Origin of the sequence: Lysinibacillus sp. FSL K6-0075 (assembly GCF_038592945.1) — a bacterium.
Taxonomy (GTDB): Bacteria; Bacillota; Bacilli; order Bacillales_A; family Planococcaceae; genus Lysinibacillus; species Lysinibacillus fusiformis_F.
The window spans coordinates 398,815-416,127 of record NZ_CP151947.1; the positions used below are offsets into that span (position 1 = coordinate 398,815).

Sequence of the window (17,313 nt, forward strand, 5' to 3'; positions counted from 1 at the left end):
GGTTCTATTATTTCTTCATTGGACAAAAACCACAAGCCATTAAACCTGGGATATCTTTAGAGAAACAGCATGATTTTCTTACAGGAACATTGACTAAATTAGTCGGACTAAGGCCACCTGTATATTGTGCCCACCAAGATTTATTGGAGAAGCGTGCCCATGTTTTAGGATCTTCTAAAGCTTCGATATCCTCCATGGCTTGGTCGGCTAAGCCAGGATTAGATAATAATATATGATAATGCCATAGCAAATAACCAAAGAAATTTTCCCAAATGGTAAGAGGGGAGATGGATGTTACTTTACGAAGCTGTTGGACAATGATATGGCCATCGTAAAGAATTTTTTCAATAACAGCTTGACGTTCATCTTCATCAACGTAGCGCCAGTCATTAGGGTTAGCGAACATGGCAACAGTAAAGCTATTAAATTCCTTTGCAGCATCAAAACGCAATTCAAGCGGTTTACCATCCCATACTTCGTCATAAGCGGCAAGCATATAAAACTGCATAGCAAAAAACATACCATAGCGGCGTGCAAAGTGAGAAATAGCGGCCGTTTCTGTTGCTGCATCTGTTAAACCCATCATGAGGTTTAAAAAATCAGGATGGTAAAAGTCTTTATGTATATCAGCTAAGGTAAATAAAGTTCGCTTAGGTTCAGTTGTATAAATACTATAGGAGTTTAATTGTTGAACTTGATCCATTGTTAAAGCTGGCATGGTCATCCTCTTTTCCTTTGAACTTCTGTTAATTTCATTATAAAGTAATCATTTTTGCTTCACAAATGGAATATCATGTAGTAAAATACATTAAACATATCTGAAAGGTAGGTTTTAGGATGTCACTGCTTCATACAATTCCAAGGCCACTAGTTAGACTGAACCAGTGGACTATTCTTTTAAGTGTTATTTTATCATGGATAACAGGGTTGACATGGATATTGGTTATACCACTAGCTGCAAATTTACTAGGTATTTTATGTAACTATAACCCAATACTTCGTGTAGGGAAGCTCTTTTTAACAAAGCCCTCATCAGCGTATATACCAGAGGATGCTCAGCAACAAAAATTTAATTCTAGTATTGCCAGCCTTTGTTTAGCAGCGGGTCTATTAGGTTATCTATTACATTGGCAGGTTGTTGGTCATATCTTTACCGGCATGGTTGCTATTGCATCTTCCATCGCAATAGCAGGCTTTTGTATAGGCTGTTTTCTACATTTTCAGTTGAAGCAATGGCAGTACCGACGCTCATTAAAAAAATCTTTTTAAAAAAGTAAAAAAATTATTAGATTATGATTGACATTTTAATTGATAATGATTATCATTATCGTATAAAGATTATTCCTCCTCTACAATACAGTGTAGAGAGGATGAACTTTAGCTACTTTTCTCCAGAAGTTTGCTAGTTCATGATTACGCTCCTAAAACCCCCCTCATTTTTTGGGAACGTGAAAATCTCAGACGACTCATTCTAATTTTAGAATAGAGTCGTCTTTTTTGTGCTAGCTAAAAAACAGCCCATAAAATGAGCTGTTAGGAAGTTGTATTTTGTTGTACAGCATTCTTTTTTCCAATGATCATTGTATAGTAGCTATGTAATAGCATACCAACAATGATGACACCAAGACCTGCAAGTGCGATAGGGCTAGGGAAGGCAATTCCTAATAGTAATACCTCACCAATAATAACAAAAAGAATTTCTGTTGACTGAGTTGCTTCCACCGCAGCTAGTCTACCCTGATGGTCTCTTACGCGATCCGTTGCTATGAAAAATAGAACCGTTGCAATAACGCCTGAACTAATCCCGACAAGTAATGATTGGAACATCTGACTTGCTGAGGGAAGTCCTACTGTAAGGATGGCATAAAAAGCCATGATGATCCATGCTGGCATCGAAGCGATCGTCATACCTAATACTCGCTGAAAAGTATCGATTCGTCCACCGCAAACTTCCATCATTTTGCGATTGCCAAGAGGGTAAGCAAAAGCTGCTACGATAACAGGTAAAATACCAAGCATTAAACTTCTAAACGACACTGATTGTGCATGAGGTATTTGTATAAGCAGAATACCTACTAAGATGACACATGAAATAAGCAGAGATATGAAAGGTATTTTTTGACGAACTGTTTTACCAGCAATGACCGAAACAAAAAGGGGAGCTAATAATACACCAGCAACAATTGTAAATTGCCATGTACCAGAAACCAACCAACCTGGACCAAAAGCTGCAGCAAATGTTAATGGTGCATAAAATAAAACAAATCCAACAAAGCTCCACAGTAGCCACGAAATGGGTTGTGCTTTTATTTCACCAGAAAGCTGTGAAAAGCCTTTACGATAAAAGACAATGATGAGCAAGAAGGGGAGCATAAAAAAATAGCGTAATGATGCACTCCATAGCCAACTACCACCTTGCATTTCCATTGCGTGATTTAAAATAAATGTCACGGCAAAGAAAAGTGAAGCTAAAATACCTAATGCAATTTCTTTCATAAAGATCACCTCAATTTGAGTTTATAACCTCAAACCCTTTATGTAATTTGAAAATTCAGTAATTATTACTGAAAAAATTACGAAGAGAGAAAAAAGCCTCTCTTCGTAACTATGAAAATTTTCATTATTCCTTACGTGAATGCTTATCGAAATAAACGAGTTCACTCCAAAAAACTATTTTGCTTGCTGTTCAAAAAGCTGAACGATTTCAATAATTACCTGAGTTGCCTTTTCCATTGTTTCAGCAGATACATATTCAAATTTACCATGCATGTTTTCGCCACCAGCGAAAATATTTGGTGTTGGTAAGCCCATATATGATAATTGTGAGCCATCTGTACCACCACGAATTGGCAGGGTATTCGGCGTAATATCTAATTTTTCCATTGCAGTACGTGCAATGTCAACAATTTCTTTTACAGGCTCAATTTTTTCACCCATATTGTAGTATTGATCTTCAATGGTAATACTCAGTGCATGCTCGCCACATTGTGCTTGAATTTTAGCTGCAGCATCACGCATTAATTGTTTTTTCTCTTCAAATTTTTGGCGATCATGGTCACGCACGATATAAGATAGCTCAGTATGCTCAAGAGCCCCTTTGAAGCCCATTAAATGAATGAAACCTTCATAACCTTCAGTCTTTTCAGGAACTGCGTCAGCAGGCATTTCATTCTGGAAGGCGATAGCCATTGTAATAGCATTCACCATTTTATTTTTCGCAGAACCAGGATGGACGCTCGTTCCTTTTGTAACTACTTTTACGCCAGCAGCATTGAAGCTCTCGTATTGCAGCTCACCGAGTGGTCCACCATCCATTGTATAGGCATATTCTGCTCCAAAAGCAGCAACATCAAATTTATGTGGCCCACGACCAATTTCTTCATCTGGTGTGAAAGCTACACGAATTTTACCATGCTTAATAGTAGGGTTTTTAATGAGGTATTCCATTGCCGTCATAATTTCAGCAATTCCAGCCTTATCATCAGCCCCTAATAATGTAGTGCCATCTGTTGTGATAAGTGTTTGGCCCACATAATTTTTAAGCTCAGGGAAGTCAGTTGGAGACATAATTAAGTTTTCATTTAACTGAATATCTCCGCCATCATAATTATCTACGCGCTGTGGCTTTACATTTGTGCCCGTGTAGTCAGTGGCTGTATCAACATGGGCTAAAAAGCCGATAGTTGGTACTTCTTTATCTGTATTAGCTTCTAATGAAGCAAATAAATAGCCATTTTCATCTAATGTAATGTCTGTTAAACCAATTTCGACAAGTTCGTCTTTTAAAACATGCAATAGGTCAAATTGTTTTTGTGTAGAAGGAGTTGTTTCGCTTGTGAAGTCTGATTGTGTGTCAATTTTTGCATAGCGTATTAATCGCTCAATTACTTGTTCTTTCATAAGTATGGCCTCCTAATGTGTATATGTTAAAATTCTTTGTGCATTCACAAAGCCGATTCCAGACGCAATTATGCCTTGGCATAATTGATATTATTGTAACACTTTACTTCGGATTTCGGAATATTGAAGGATACTTAAAGCAATAAGTAATTGGGCGCTATAATAAGTTAGCATGATAATTTCATGTGAAAATGCTAGTGGCATGACAAATTTATTAATAGCTAAATAGGAGTCAGATGCAATAAATAATAGTGCGCCACTTGTTGCCAAAGTAGAACCGGTTTTAATAGCCGTCCATCCCATCGTGAGAATCACCGAAATATAGGCGATCACTGCGATACCGAGTATGATTTCACCTGTTTTAAAGACGGACCCTGCAATCCAGATGGTCATGCCTGCTCCGTAAAGCAGTAAGAGTATTTTTGCCCACGTGGGTATTTGCCGCTCGTTTGCGGTAGAGAAAGCAAAAATATAAAAGATATGCCCGATAAGAAAGCTAGTTAGACCAATTAAAAACCACTGCAATGTATAGTCTCCAATCATGCAAAATAGAAGCCCAGCAATAATTAAAAGTTGGTATTTTTTAATATGTAATGGCTTCTGAATCGCAGCTAGAATAATGATGAGCAACATGGGAATCACTTTAAAAATGAGTTTTAAACTTTCCGCAATATGGGAAAAGAAAAAAATATAATAAAGACCAGATAAAATAATGACACCTATTAATATTTTTTTTAACAAAATTTTCAGCTCCTTTCCTTTTGAAATTCAATATTTATGGTAGAATTCCTTTCTGTACAACGTATGTATGAAACTTTTTTAGTATGTAACCGTAAAGTAAGTAGAGAGAAAGATGAAGAGAGGATGAACCAAATGACTAAGCTACTGATAGCTTCTGCAGTCATTGCATTAATCGCGATTGTGTTAGTGACGCCGCTTATTACGAAGAAGCGAGAAGATGGACAATCGAAAAAGGTAATTGGATACTTTTTTATTGGAGTCTTTGTATTAGGATTTCTAGCCACAGGAATCACGTTATATGTAACAAAAATTGATGTAAACTGGCTTGTTTTTTGGCCTGCTATTATTTTATTAACGTTAGCTGGTGCCCTGCTTGCAAGTGGTATCGAACGGAAAATAAAAGGTGTTTTATTTTTAGCTAGTTTAGGTGTAGCTGTGTATGTATTATCAGCACCTTTATGGAATGCTAATGAAAAATTTAAGTCATCGGAAATGAAGGAAGAAGTTGAGATAAAACCATTCGATGAGACACAAACACCTGCAAGTGTTCCACCGAAATTTGCTCGCAATAAAATGAAAAAGGCTTTCGGACAAGTGCCAAACACGAGCTACTATGAATTAGGGCGCTTACAAATCCAAAAAGTGAAAGGCGAATATGTTTATATCGCACCAGTTGAATTTTCAGGATTCTTTAAATGGATGAATGGTGGTACAACACCTGGTTACTTCATAATGAGTGCTACCGATTCAGCAGATAATCCTAAATTTATCAAAGAGGAAATGAAGTATGTTCCTTCGGCATATTTAAATGCTAATTTAGAACGTCATATGCGTTTACAAAATCCATTTCTTATTTTTTATGGTGACGTACAGCTTGAGGTAGATGATGAAGGAAAGCCATACTACATTCGCTCATATGGGGAATTTATTTCTGCACGTAATGGCTTTGATGTGAAAGGAATTGTCTTGGTTGATGCGCTGACGGGGAAATCAGAGGTAATTAAACTGGATCAAATACCTGAATTTATTGATGGTGCTGTATCACCAGAGACAGTAAGTTTACAAAACAGTTATTTCGGTAATTATGTACATGGTTTTTGGAATAGTATGTTTGGTAAAAAGGATGTAAAGATTCCTTCTGATGAAGGAACAGAATCGAATGTTAGCCCAATTTTCGATGAGAAGGGTGACATGTATTACTTTACGGATTTTACAAGTCCTAAAGAAGGTGTCGATTCAATGTTAGGCTATTCTCTAACTAACGCACGAACAGGGAATGCAACATACTATACAGGGAATCAAGATTCAAGCTACATGGATTCCCAAGGTAATTTACAAATAATCGAGAAGAAATTTATTGAGAAAAAGTGGAATGGTGAAATGCCGGTGTTGTATAACTTTTATGGAGAGGCGAGCTGGCTGACAGCGGTGCTAGATTCCAATGGTTTCTTACAAAACTATTTTATCGTGTCTGCAGCCAATCCTGAAATTTCCGTTTACGCTACTACTCCTAAGGAGGCATTGAAATTATATAAAACTGCCTTAAGTCGAGGAGGAAACACAGTAGATGGTAGCTCAAACGCGGAAGAGAAACAAGTAAGTGGTAAGGTATTGCGCGTATATAAAGAACGTCTAGGCGATTTTACAACTGTATCTTTCTTATTAAACAATGGCGAAAATTATTTAGTGAGTGCTGAAACAGAACCTTTGGTAATTTATTTACAAGAGGGTGATGAGGTAATTCTCACTTATGGAGATACAGGAGAGCAGTTCCTACCAGTTCGCTCTCTCATTATTAAAGGACTACAATAACAGAACAAAAGACGATCTTGAAATAATTAAGATCGTCTTTTTTATGTAGATTGTTCTTGAACATAGGTAAGCATTTTTTCTTTATGGTTCATAAATAGTTTTTTTGCATGATCATTTAGTGTGAAAATTTCCTGTAAATATCCTTTTAGCAATCTATCTTCGTATTCAAAAGTATGGCCAGGATTGGTTTCTAAAATATAGGATAATAAAAGAGCATGCAAGACAACTACTTCTAAATTTTGCGTATTCGTAACGAATTTTAAATTGAGAATAGTAGTATGGGAGACGAACTGATTGACATAATCAATGGATTTTTTATATACATTCATATCAATATGTGGTTCTAGTCGTTTTCTTAATTGGGTGCATTCATTATTTAAGTCTTCTATTTTTAAAAATAAACCTCTTACACTTCTCTTATGCTGTTGTTCTAAGGTACGAGCAAGATGTTTATTGATATTGGACATTGTCTGTATGACTCCTTTCTTTGTTAGGTATCATTTATTAATATGAATGGAATAGCTGGAAAAGGGAAGAGTCTTTTCGTTTAATTTAGGGTTATAGTTAAACTAGGGAATATGGCGATATACCTAGAATAAATATAAATAGGTAATATTTTTATGTAAAAAATGGGATTAGTATCATACGATAGTAACCCCATTTTCATTAAGTTATTTCCAATTAAATCCTTTGGTTGCTAAAAACTCTTTAATATGAGGGCGGCGTTGTTCGATTAAAAAATCAGCCATCTGTTTTGTCCAGTTATCAATTTTTCTGTTTGATGAACGACTATTATAATATATTTCCATTGTCTCATTATAAGCTGGTAAAAGCTCTTCATATTTTTCAACATTGTATTCATTTTCATGTAATACAGCAGACACAGGTAAACGTGGTTTTACATCATTGCGACGTGCAGGAACGCCGATTGTTAGCCCGAATAATGGGAAAACGTAATCGGGTAGATTGAATAATTCACTGATATCAGAAGTTTTATTGCGGACTCCTCCAATATAGCAAATGCCATAACCCATTGATTCTGCTGCAATAACAAAATTCTGTGCAAACAATGATACATCAGCTACGCCGACAAGGACATTTTCAGCTGAATCAGCCACAATATCTACTCCTTCTAGCTTCCCAGCCATTTGAAGTCGCTTGAAATCTACGCAAAAAACAAATGCTCCGCCTGAAGTTTCATATTGGCGTGGATTACCAGAGAGTAAGCCTAATTTTTCTTTTTTATCTGCATCTGTTACCCAGATCACACTATAGGCTTGCACAAAATGTGATGTTGCAGCCATTTGTGCTGTTCCAATTAAATCTTCGATGATTTCTTTTGAAATCGGTTCTCCATCATAGATGCGTACCGAGGAATGGTTGCGTAATAATTCTTTAACCATTAAAACTCTCTCCTTTGTGTCTGTTCTATACCATGAGCATAGCACGCTTTTCCGTCAAAATCGAATAGTGAGGTATAAAAAGTTATATATACATAATTTAAAAATGTAGAAATTATCTCGTAAAGTAAAATATTTCATTTGATATAGATTAAATATTCTAAATAGTATAAAATTATAGAAGCGACTGTTTATTTGGTTGTACTACCAAAAATTACATTATCTTTATTCGCAAATGTTTATACAGCATTAGCTATTAGGCGATGAAATCCTCCTAGAATAAAGATATAGCCTCTGATGGACGTCACAGATTTACTGGAACCAAATATGCGAGTTGAACAAAATAAAGTGGAATGGAGGAATAGGGAATGGAAGAAAAATTAGCGAAAAAGCTTCGCCATGAACAATTGCGAAGCAAGGTTGTAACAGCAGAAGAAGCAGCATCTTGGATTAAGGATGGCATGGTATTAGGGATGAGCGGATTCACACGTGCTGGCGATGTAAAGGTTGTACCTCTTGCACTTGTAGAGAAAGCGAAAAAAGAGAATTTCCAAGTAGATGTCTTTACAGGTGCATCACTTGGCCCTGAGGTAGACCAATACTTAGCAGAAGCAGGGGTCATTCGTAAACGCGGTCCTTTCCAAGCAGATGCTGGCATTCGTAATAAAATCAATAGTGGTGACATCACATTTGTGGATGCCCATCTTTCTCATAATGCTGAGCTTGTCCGCCAAGGTATTATAGGACCAATTGATTTTGCGATTATTGAAGCGGCTGCAATTACAGAAGAAGGCTTATTAATTCCTACAACTTCAGTTGGTAACTCTCCGATTTTTGTGCAAGAAGCAGACCAAGTCATCATTGAATTAAACGTAGCACAGCTTGATGCATTAGAGGGTATACATGATATTTACGTACCTGCACCACAAGGAAAACGTGATCCAATTCCTTTACAGAATGTTTCTGATCGTCTTGGTATAGTTGGAATTCCACTAGATTTAGATAAAGTAAAAGGCATCGTTATTTCGGATATATTAGATGCACCATCAACTATTGTCCCTGCTGATGAAGAGACGGATGTTATGGCTAATCATTTATTAAATTTCCTGCGTGAAGAGATTAAAGTAGGTCGCTTAACAACAAGTTTGCGACCAATTCAATCTGGGGTAGGCTCAGTAGCAAATGCTGTATTGCTAGGTTTTAAAGATTCTGAGTTTGAGAACTTAGAAGTTTATTCAGAAGTTCTCCAGGATGCAGTATTTGAATTGATTGATGCAGGAAAAGTAAATTTCGCTTCTGCTACTTCTATTACCCTTTCTGAGCAAGTAGGAAACCGTGTTTATGGGAATTTTGAAAAATATGCTGATAAATTAGTATTGCGTCCTCAAGAAATTTCAAATCAGCCTGAAATTATCCGTCGACTCGGATTAATTTCAGTGAATACAGCCTTGGAATTAGATATTTACGGCAATGTTAATTCAACACATGTTTCTGGTACAAAGATGATGAATGGTATCGGAGGGTCTGGTGACTTTGCACGTAATGCACGTTTAGGGATATTTGTGACAAAGTCTTACGCTAAGGGTGGAGATATTTCGAGTATTGTCCCAATGGTCTCGCATGTTGATCATACAGAGCATGATGTTGATGTCATTGTAACTGAACAGGGCGTAGCCGATTTACGAGGACTTGCTCCAAAAGAACGAGTGGGACTTATCATTGATAACTGTGCACACCCTGATTATCGGGAGCAGCTGTGGCAGTACTTTAATGATGCCAATGAGGCAACGGGTGGACATCATACACCACATAACCTAGAAAAAGCACTTTCATGGCATGTTAATTATGCGAAAAACGGTACGATGAAGGACCCTGCTTTCACGAAACAATAAAATTTCATCTTAAAAGCCTTGAAGGACAGTTAATCTGTGCCTTCAAGGCTTTTTACATGTTAATTTATCTGAGATTATCAGCGACTTATAGTAATCCAATCCATTTCCAATAAGTTGCAGAGAACAAAAGAACGAGAAGGAAACCGATAATGGTTAATGGAATCCCAGATTTCAAGAAATCCTTTGTTGTAAAGGCACCTGTACCATAGGCAAGCATATTTTGTGGTGCACTAATTGGTAATAGGAAGCCAAAGCTTATGACGAATTGTTGCACAATAACAAAACCAACCTGATCCACATTAGCTGTTAATGTGGAGGCTAACACGATAAACACAGGTATAAGTGCTGATGCTAAGCTAGTTGCACTTGCAAAGCCTAAATGAATCAAAATGTTAAATAAAGTTACGAGTGCGATGGTTGCTAGTAAAGGCATTGTATCTAGTCCAAGTGAACCAAAAACTTTATCTGATAACCATGCAGCACCTTTTGTATTCAGTAAAATGGTTCCTAACATAATGCCTACTGCAAAGACGATAATTGTTCCCCATGGAATATGAGGCTCAACTTCCTTCCATGAATACACACCGATTTTAGGCATTAATAGAATAGCGATGGCAATAATTGTGACTGTGGTCGTGTCAAATGGATGCAGCTTCCCTTCAGTTGCCCAGAAAAATAGTAAAACTAAGGATGTAATGATTAAGCGAATTTCAGGAGCTTTTAATGGGCCAAGCGCTGCAAGCTGTTTTTTGATGACCTCTTTACCACCTTCGATATTGCTAGTCTCAGGTTTAATTAAAGCGATCATAATGAAAAATAAGACAACAGACATAATAATCGAGAAGGGGGCAGCGTAGAGTAACCAAGCACCCCAAGAAATATCTACATTAAATTGCTCTTGAATAAAATTTAAGGCAACCATATTTTGAGCGGCTGCCGTTTTAATGCCGATATTCCAAATGGAAACGGCTTGTACGGAAGTAATAACTAGTAAGGCAGCGAGCCGACTATCACGTGGTAAACCAAATGCGGCAACCATTCCAAGCAATATTGGCACTACTGCGCCAGCTCGTGCTGTAGCAGAAGGAACAAAAAATGCGAGGACGATAGAAACTAAAATGGCGCCAAATACGATAGCTTTTGTTTTGGTTCCTACCAGTGAAAGAATCCAAAGAGCAAGTCGTTTATGTAGATTGGTAATTTGCATTGCAGCCGCTAGAAAAAGAGCGGCTGCTACTAAAGCAACAGCAGAATTACTAAATCCACTTAAGGATAATTTTAATGCGCCTGCTGTACCTAGCTCTGTGGTAGGATCATCCATTGATGGAGCGAGTCCTAGTAAAACAGTTACAAGTGCAATAATCATGGCCGAGCTAACAGGATATGAAACGGCCTCTGTTACCCAAAGGATGACTGCAAAAGCTAAGATGGCTAAAGCTCGTTGTCCAGCTATAGGTAAATCACCGTTATTAGGTAAAAAAGTAATAATAATCAGTAAAGCGAAGGCCAAGCCAATCCATAGTGGCTTTAAATTACGTTTTGAAGCTTCTTGATTTGGTGAAGACATATTTTCTCATCCTTTCTACGATAAAAATGACGATTATTATCCATAACATCGGCCTGGATAATGTTTTATTAAGATAAGAATATATCTTTTTTATTGTAGAAAAAAAACTACGCAGAATAGGTGTTTTTTACAGCAATATGAGTAGATAAAGAGAAAATACATGGTCACAAAAAATACAAAAATATCCATAAAAATATTATTTCTTTTTCTTAAAGGCAGAAGTTACTTTAGGCTCTGTACCATTGACTAAACGTTTAATATTTTCTATGTGCAGGATGATGGCTATGCCAAAAAGAAGAACAGCTATAATGGTTGGGCCAATGCCAGGAATCCATAAATAAGTGGCTGTACAAAAAACGAGATAAAACTCTAGAACACCAACAATTAAATAATTTGTTGCAAAGGATAAAATAACAAATAAAATAAGTGCAAATAAACCAATCTTCCAATCGACAGCAAGTAAAATTCCGATAATGGAGGCAGTTCCTTTTCCGCCATTGAAGCCCATATAGAAAGGGAAATTATGACCTAAAATGACCCCAGCAGCCATAATGTAGGTAAGCAGCCATATTTGTTCTTCTGTTAAATGAGTGACGTCCGCTAGATAAAAATGTGCACCGATAATAGCTACAACGCCTTTGCCAATATCGATGAGGGCTACTAAAACGCCATATTTCCAGCCGAGGGAAAGAGTAGCATTAGAGGCACCGGCATTGCCGTGGCCCGCTTTTTTTAAATCAACCCCCGATAAAAATTGTGCCACTTTAGAGCCGTGAATACAGCCAATTAAATAGCCAATAATAAGAAAAGTGATCACGGCCTTTACCATAAAAATCCTCCTCTCAAATTTTTTTCTAAAATAGTGTATGCGTTCATATTACGTATAAGAGCAGACAGAAGTTTCGGAAAAAATAAAATTTACATGTTGACAGAAAAAAACTCTATGTTTATACTGTGTAACAACGATGGAAATTGAATCTCATACTCTTATCAAGAGCGGCGGAGGGATAGGCCCTATGATGCCCGGCAACCAGTAAGTAACGAGCTTACTAAGGTGCTAATTCCTACAGATTCTTACTTGGATCTGGCAGATAAGGGGAGGAAAACTTGCAACCGCAACCCTCTTCTTAGCTGAAGAGGGTTTTTGTTTTCTACAGAAAAATCCTCCTCATCTCCGGTACCATCGTAAAAAAAATAACCATTTGGAGGTACACAATGACAAATTTTAAACCAGAAACATTGCTGTTACATGGCGGTCAAGAGCCAGACCCAGTGACGGGTTCTCGAACAGTTCCTGTCTATCGCTCAACTGCTTTCGTATTTAAAGACACTGCTCATGCGCAACGTCTTTTTGCCCTAGAGGAAGCAGGGAACATTTACACAAGGATTACCAATCCAACTGTTGATGTGTTTGAAAAACGTGTGGCTTTATTGGAAGGTGGAACAGCAGCAGTAGCACTTTCATCTGGTGCAGCAGCTATCGCATTTTCCATTTTAAATCTAGCTGGAGCTGGTAATGAGATAGTAGCAGCTAGTTCTTTATATGGTGGTACTTATAATTTATTTGCTAACACATTACCAAACTATGGTATTAAAACGATTTTTGTAGATGAAACAAACCCAGAGAATTTCAAGGCGGCGATTACTGATAAAACAAAAGCAGTCTTTGCTGAAGTGTATGGTAATCCAAGCTTAAAGGTTTTAGATATTGAAGCAGTAGCTAAAATTGCACATGATAATGGTCTACCATTAATTATTGACAGTACGTTTGCTTCTCCTTACGGCTCTACACCTATTGAATACGGTGCAGATGTTGTAGTACATTCAGCAACTAAATGGATAGGTGGTCATGGTACAACTTTAGGGGGCGTTGTTGTAGACGCTGGTAAGTTTGATTGGACTAGTGGTCGATTCCCAGGTTTTACTGAACCAGATGCTTCTTACCATGGTTTACGTTATGGAATTGATACAGCTTCTGCGGCCTTTGCTACGAAGCTACGCGTACAATTATTACGTGATTTTGGTCCAACATTAAGTGCAGATGCTGCCTTTAATTTATTACAAGGTTTAGAAACGCTTCATTTGCGTATCCCTAAACACAATGAAAATGCATTGGCAGTGGCTGAATATTTACGAAACCACCCATCTGTGGAGTATGTAAATTATAATGGCCTGGAAGATTTTCCAACACATGAATTGGCAAAGAAATATTTAAGAAATGGCTTCGGTTCAGTGCTTACATTTGGCATTAAAGGTGGACGTGAAGCTGGGCGAAAGCTTATTGATAGCGTAAAGCTATTTTCACATGTAGCAAATGTAGGTGATGCTAAGTCATTAATTATTCATCCTGCTTCCACTACACATCAGCAACTATCAGCAGACGAATTAGTTCAAGCTGGTGTAACCGAGTCGCTCATTCGCTTATCCATCGGTTTAGAGGCAATAGAGGATATTATTGCTGATTTAGATCAAGCCATTACACAGGCAACAACTACTGAACAAACAGTAGAAGCCTAAGCTTTAGAACATAGGGAAGAATGTTGTAGCGTTTACGTATTTTCTCATTCGATTGGCCTCATTTGGTAATGCGTTAAACGTTGCTACATCAACCAATTGCTACATCCGTTAATTATCAGAACCTTATAAAAAATAATACCAAGTAATTTTATATGTATTATTGACTTAATTAAATCCTTGTTATATACTAGGAAATAAGTTAAGGGTACGAAAATTCTTGTTAAAAAAGGTAAATGTTTTCATAAGTGCTCCCCCACTTTTGAATATATAGAAGAGCAGTTGCCTAGCCAGTAACTGCTCTTCCCAAAAAAACTGATGATAAAGGAGTGTTTAAAATGGGTAATATCTATAGTGCACAAAACATTGTATCCTATCTAATATATGAGCTAAATGAAGGGCATGTCTTTGTCAACAATAAGTCCATTCAACACCTTCTTACATCAGTCGAAAGAAAATGGCAGCAAGTCTTTGGTCATACAGCATTTCAAGAACATGTTTTTGCTGAAGAGGAAGACTATACTGTTAAGGAAGTATTTGAGGCATATGAACAGTACGGTGTGAGCCATATCTCACTTCCTGCGACAGAGATTTACTTAAAGTATGGTACATTTCAATTAGTGGAACGTACGTATGCAATACCAAATTTTACAGAAGAAGAAATTAGTCTTGTTCAACAAGCTTTAGCACAATATCGTTATCAATTGCTTTCAAAAGCAAGTTAAAACCCCCTCATATATTTAAGCTCATTCTCTGCTGCTACAGGGAATGAGTTTTTTCTTTAAAGGGATTGTTATGAATGTCCGAGCATACATATATATAATAGAAGAAAGACATTCGTATATTGAAATGTAAATAGTCAATATTTGTTCAAATCTTATAGAATGATTAATAAAACGTATAATAAAGGGAATGAAACCGATTTCTTTTGCACATCTAGAGAAAACAAATGTCCTTCCTAGAAAGATTTTTCTTGTGCAATGTATGTATTTGCGTTACAATTTTCTTTAAGTTAAATTTTGAATTATTTGAATTTGTATGTGTTCCAACACATATAGAAATAGCGAAACTCATACAAAGAAGAGTTGTTGGCTAAAGACTGCGGTGGGTGTCAAATAGTCATGACACAACCCCATGGAGAATTAGCTTTAATGAAACTGCGGAATGTAAGTTGGAGGGAATAACAAGAATGGCAACTATAAAGGCAGCGATTTTAGGATTTGGAACGGTAGGTCAGGGGATCTACCATATTTTAAATGAAAAACGAGAAGAGCTAAAAAATAAATTAGGTATTGAATTAGAGGTAGCGAAGATTTTAGTGACAGATGCTAGTCGCGAACGTGTGCCAGGAACAGCACATTTAATGACAACAAGCATGGATGAAGTCTTAGCAGAACCAGGTATGCAGGTTGTGTTTGAAGCAATTGTTAACGAAGAGCCTGCATACAGTTATTTAAAGCGAGCAGTTGAACATAAATGTCATGTTATTACAGCCAATAAAGTGATGTTTGCCAAACGAGGTTTAGAGTTGCAGGATCTTGCAAAAGCTAATGGCGTTTTTGTAGGCTATGAGGCTACTACTGCTGGTGGTGTACCTGTTATTAAAACAATGAAAAATATTTTACTTGTAAATGATGTAAGTCGTATACAAGGCGTCTTAAATGGCACATGTAACTATATTTTAACAAAAATGCGTGCACAGGGCTGGTCTTTCGAAACAGCTTTAAAAGAGGCACAAGGCTTAGGTTATGCTGAAGCAGATCCATATAATGATATATCTGGGCAGGATGCATTTAAAAAATTAATGATTTTAAGTGCCTTAGCTTTTGGAGAGCAACCAGATTGGTCAGATGTAGAAGTGATTGGGATCGATAGTATCTCTGCTGAACAAGTTCGTGAAGCGTGTGAAAATGGTCTGCGTTACCGCCATGTAGCTGAAGTGGAGAAACGGGCTGACGGTAAAATTATTGCTAAAGTCGGTCCACAACTAGTTGATAAAGAGCATCCACTTTATCCAGTCGATGATGTGTTTAATGCGGTGGCATTAGAGACTAACTATATTGGTACATTAACATTAGTTGGTCCTGGAGCAGGGATGTACCCAACTGCGAGTGTCATGGTAGAGGATTATGCTGAAATCATTGGGAAAAGAGCAGGATTTGTTGTCACAATCTAATAAAAGCTTTAAAAAAGCCCACCATTCAACAATGTTTAATTGTATGAATGGTGGGTTTTTAGTCTTCATCTTTGACGTCAATATCCTCTGGAATAGGAGTAGAACGCCAAATTTCAATTTCCTCTTTAATACGTTCCAATTGTTTAAAATAAGTGCTGAATTGGCCACTATTGATTAGAATTTGTTGTCCATCGTAAACAGAACGGATGCGTCCTTCGTAAACTAGACGCATTACTTGATCCTCAGGCATACCGAGATCAAAAGCTGTCTCTTCAATTGTTTTATACATACGATTCGCTCCTTTTACTGTTTTTATTATAACGTCCATTATTGAGAAAGCATACTGTGGTAATGAAAAGAAAAGTAAAAATGATAATTGTTTGATTTTGGATAAATATGTATGATTAGTATTGAGAAAGTAGTGAAGCGGGGATGAGTTGATAAATGTTAAATCCATTGTTTGTATTACTAGCAGCTATTCTATGGGGGATGACTGGAACTGCCCAAACCTATTTGGACCAAGGTGTATCTCCAATAGCAGTGGCCACAATTCGTTCTGCAATTGGTGGCGGTTTATTATTAGCCATTACGGTTTTATTGCGGAAAATTAACTTTCTAAGGTGGTCGTGGAAATGGACGATTTTAGCTGCGGCTAGTATAGCTCTTTTCCAAGGTCTTTTCTTCTCATCCATTCGTCTAACAGGTATAGCCATTGGAACTGTTGCTACTATTGGCAGTGCACCAGTGTTTTCTGGTGTTTTAGAGTGGCTAGTATGGAAAACACGCCCCACAGCGGTATGGGGACTTGCTACAATGATGGCCATTATCGGATGTCTTTTATTATTTATGAATAATGGAGAAGAGTCTGTTCACATTGGCGGATTCACACTAGCACTTTGTGCAGGTCTAGCCTTCGCATTTTATACAAACATAAGTAAAAAATTAATGGCACAGGAAGATGCATTACCAGCAGTTGCTATGACGTTTTCCATTTGCACGTTGTTTTTACTGCCGTTTTCCCTAGAAAATGGATTTTCTTGGTTAGGAAATGTGCACAACTTATGGACAATGCTGTTTATGGGGATTATGTGTACAAGCGTAGCGTATTTATTGTTTTTAAATGGACTACAAAAAATTAGTTCATCCACAGCTGTAACACTTTCATTAGCAGAACCATTGACTGCAGCAATTCTTGGTGTGTTTTTAATTGGAGAACATTTAAGTATAGTATCTTGGCTTGGGGTAGCAATGTTATTAGGAGGCATTGTTGTTTTAACACTAGGTGGAAGAAAAAAGCTAAAACCTTAAGAA

At 37.2% G+C, this 17,313-nt stretch carries 16 protein-coding genes and 1 riboswitch; of the genes, 7 read left to right on the forward strand and 9 right to left on the reverse strand.

Annotation, left to right across the window (positions count from 1 at the left end; translation table 11 throughout):
• Positions 1-7: 7 nt before the first annotated feature.
• Positions 8-718 (reverse strand): Fe-S oxidoreductase, encoded by a 711-nt coding sequence (locus MHB65_RS01905; RefSeq protein ID WP_342442322.1) that lies wholly within the window; start codon positions 716-718, stop codon positions 8-10.
• A gap of 119 nt (positions 719-837) precedes the next feature.
• Between MHB65_RS01905 and MHB65_RS01910 the strand changes: the two genes are divergently transcribed.
• Entirely contained in the window at positions 838-1,269 is a 432-nt protein-coding gene (locus tag MHB65_RS01910) for a DUF4395 domain-containing protein (RefSeq protein WP_342442323.1), read from the forward strand.
• A gap of 264 nt (positions 1,270-1,533) precedes the next feature.
• On the opposite strand, the gene MHB65_RS01915 is transcribed toward MHB65_RS01910, so the two are convergent.
• The 3 genes from MHB65_RS01915 to MHB65_RS01925 all read right to left on the reverse strand — a co-directional run bounded on the left by MHB65_RS01915 (position 1,534) and on the right by MHB65_RS01925 (position 4,641).
• Positions 1,534-2,496 (reverse strand): multidrug resistance efflux transporter family protein, encoded by a 963-nt coding sequence (locus tag MHB65_RS01915; RefSeq protein ID WP_205446638.1) that lies wholly within the window; start codon positions 2,494-2,496, stop codon positions 1,534-1,536.
• Between the two features lie 174 nt (positions 2,497-2,670).
• The gene (pepT, locus tag MHB65_RS01920) at positions 2,671-3,900 is read right to left on the reverse strand and encodes a peptidase T (RefSeq protein ID WP_342442324.1); all 1,230 of its coding nucleotides are present in this window, start codon (positions 3,898-3,900) and stop codon (positions 2,671-2,673) included.
• A 90-nt stretch (positions 3,901-3,990) separates the two neighbouring features.
• Positions 3,991-4,641 carry a lysoplasmalogenase gene (locus tag MHB65_RS01925; RefSeq protein WP_342442325.1) on the reverse strand — a complete coding sequence of 217 codons (651 nt, stop codon included), beginning with the start codon at positions 4,639-4,641 and terminating at the stop codon, positions 3,991-3,993.
• Positions 4,642-4,773: 132 nt separating this feature from the next.
• On the opposite strand from MHB65_RS01925, the gene MHB65_RS01930 reads away from it, so the two are divergent.
• The gene (locus tag MHB65_RS01930; RefSeq protein ID WP_342442326.1) at positions 4,774-6,453 is read left to right on the forward strand and encodes a hypothetical protein; all 1,680 of its coding nucleotides are present in this window, start codon (positions 4,774-4,776) and stop codon (positions 6,451-6,453) included.
• Positions 6,454-6,494: 41 nt separating this feature from the next.
• Here MHB65_RS01930 and MHB65_RS01935 read toward each other — a convergent pair whose 3' ends face one another.
• Complete coding sequence (locus MHB65_RS01935) at positions 6,495-6,920, reverse strand: hypothetical protein (RefSeq protein WP_205446642.1); 426 nt, start codon at positions 6,918-6,920, stop codon at positions 6,495-6,497.
• A 204-nt stretch (positions 6,921-7,124) separates the two neighbouring features.
• Entirely contained in the window at positions 7,125-7,856 is a 732-nt protein-coding gene (chrR, locus tag MHB65_RS01940) for a class II chromate reductase ChrR (protein WP_342442327.1), read from the reverse strand.
• A 365-nt stretch (positions 7,857-8,221) separates the two neighbouring features.
• On the opposite strand from chrR, the gene MHB65_RS01945 reads away from it, so the two are divergent.
• A complete protein-coding gene (locus MHB65_RS01945; protein ID WP_342442328.1) occupies positions 8,222-9,745 on the forward strand; it encodes a succinate CoA transferase in 1,524 nt (507 codons plus the stop codon).
• Between the two features lie 85 nt (positions 9,746-9,830).
• Here MHB65_RS01945 and MHB65_RS01950 read toward each other — a convergent pair whose 3' ends face one another.
• Positions 9,831-11,312 (reverse strand): DASS family sodium-coupled anion symporter, encoded by a 1,482-nt coding sequence (locus MHB65_RS01950; RefSeq protein WP_342442329.1) that lies wholly within the window; start codon positions 11,310-11,312, stop codon positions 9,831-9,833.
• Positions 11,313-11,508: 196 nt separating this feature from the next.
• Positions 11,509-12,141 carry a glycerol-3-phosphate acyltransferase gene (locus tag MHB65_RS01955; protein WP_342442330.1) on the reverse strand — a complete coding sequence of 211 codons (633 nt, stop codon included), beginning with the start codon at positions 12,139-12,141 and terminating at the stop codon, positions 11,509-11,511.
• 155 nt (positions 12,142-12,296) lie between these two features.
• Positions 12,297-12,410: riboswitch (SAM riboswitch) on the forward strand.
• Positions 12,411-12,527: 117 nt separating this feature from the next.
• Between MHB65_RS01955 and MHB65_RS01960 the strand changes: the two genes are divergently transcribed.
• The 3 genes from MHB65_RS01960 to MHB65_RS01970 all read left to right on the forward strand — a co-directional run bounded on the left by MHB65_RS01960 (position 12,528) and on the right by MHB65_RS01970 (position 16,002).
• Positions 12,528-13,829 carry an O-acetylhomoserine aminocarboxypropyltransferase/cysteine synthase family protein gene (locus MHB65_RS01960; protein ID WP_342442331.1) on the forward strand — a complete coding sequence of 434 codons (1,302 nt, stop codon included), beginning with the start codon at positions 12,528-12,530 and terminating at the stop codon, positions 13,827-13,829.
• A 335-nt stretch (positions 13,830-14,164) separates the two neighbouring features.
• Positions 14,165-14,551 (forward strand): hypothetical protein, encoded by a 387-nt coding sequence (locus MHB65_RS01965; protein WP_205446648.1) that lies wholly within the window; start codon positions 14,165-14,167, stop codon positions 14,549-14,551.
• Between the two features lie 464 nt (positions 14,552-15,015).
• Positions 15,016-16,002, forward strand: a complete 987-nt coding sequence (locus tag MHB65_RS01970) for a homoserine dehydrogenase (protein ID WP_205446649.1) — start codon at positions 15,016-15,018, stop codon at positions 16,000-16,002.
• A 58-nt stretch (positions 16,003-16,060) separates the two neighbouring features.
• Here the strand turns inward: MHB65_RS01970 and MHB65_RS01975 are convergent, their stop codons facing one another.
• Positions 16,061-16,291: a DNA-binding protein gene (locus MHB65_RS01975; RefSeq protein WP_205446650.1), complete on the reverse strand. Its 231-nt coding sequence runs from the start codon at positions 16,289-16,291 to the stop codon at positions 16,061-16,063.
• A 155-nt stretch (positions 16,292-16,446) separates the two neighbouring features.
• On the opposite strand from MHB65_RS01975, the gene MHB65_RS01980 reads away from it, so the two are divergent.
• A complete protein-coding gene (locus tag MHB65_RS01980; protein WP_342442332.1) occupies positions 16,447-17,310 on the forward strand; it encodes an EamA family transporter in 864 nt (287 codons plus the stop codon).
• The last annotated feature ends 3 nt before the right edge of the window (positions 17,311-17,313 follow it).

Coding starts and splice junctions, on each gene's coding strand:
- MHB65_RS01905 (WP_342442322.1), bottom strand. CDS start 718: ATGCCAGCTTTAACAATGGATCAAGTTCAACAATTAAACTCCTATAGT.
- MHB65_RS01910 (WP_342442323.1), top strand. CDS start 838: ATGTCACTGCTTCATACAATTCCAAGGCCACTAGTTAGACTGAACCAG.
- MHB65_RS01915 (WP_205446638.1), bottom strand. CDS start 2,496: ATGAAAGAAATTGCATTAGGTATTTTAGCTTCACTTTTCTTTGCCGTG.
- pepT (WP_342442324.1), bottom strand. CDS start 3,900: ATGAAAGAACAAGTAATTGAGCGATTAATACGCTATGCAAAAATTGAC.
- MHB65_RS01930 (WP_342442326.1), top strand. CDS start 4,774: ATGACTAAGCTACTGATAGCTTCTGCAGTCATTGCATTAATCGCGATT.
- MHB65_RS01935 (WP_205446642.1), bottom strand. CDS start 6,920: ATGTCCAATATCAATAAACATCTTGCTCGTACCTTAGAACAACAGCAT.
- chrR (WP_342442327.1), bottom strand. CDS start 7,856: ATGGTTAAAGAATTATTACGCAACCATTCCTCGGTACGCATCTATGAT.
- MHB65_RS01945 (WP_342442328.1), top strand. CDS start 8,222: ATGGAAGAAAAATTAGCGAAAAAGCTTCGCCATGAACAATTGCGAAGC.
- MHB65_RS01950 (WP_342442329.1), bottom strand. CDS start 11,312: ATGTCTTCACCAAATCAAGAAGCTTCAAAACGTAATTTAAAGCCACTA.
- MHB65_RS01955 (WP_342442330.1), bottom strand. CDS start 12,141: ATGGTAAAGGCCGTGATCACTTTTCTTATTATTGGCTATTTAATTGGC.
- MHB65_RS01960 (WP_342442331.1), top strand. CDS start 12,528: ATGACAAATTTTAAACCAGAAACATTGCTGTTACATGGCGGTCAAGAG.
- MHB65_RS01965 (WP_205446648.1), top strand. CDS start 14,165: ATGGGTAATATCTATAGTGCACAAAACATTGTATCCTATCTAATATAT.
- MHB65_RS01970 (WP_205446649.1), top strand. CDS start 15,016: ATGGCAACTATAAAGGCAGCGATTTTAGGATTTGGAACGGTAGGTCAG.
- MHB65_RS01975 (WP_205446650.1), bottom strand. CDS start 16,291: ATGTATAAAACAATTGAAGAGACAGCTTTTGATCTCGGTATGCCTGAG.
- MHB65_RS01980 (WP_342442332.1), top strand. CDS start 16,447: ATGTTAAATCCATTGTTTGTATTACTAGCAGCTATTCTATGGGGGATG.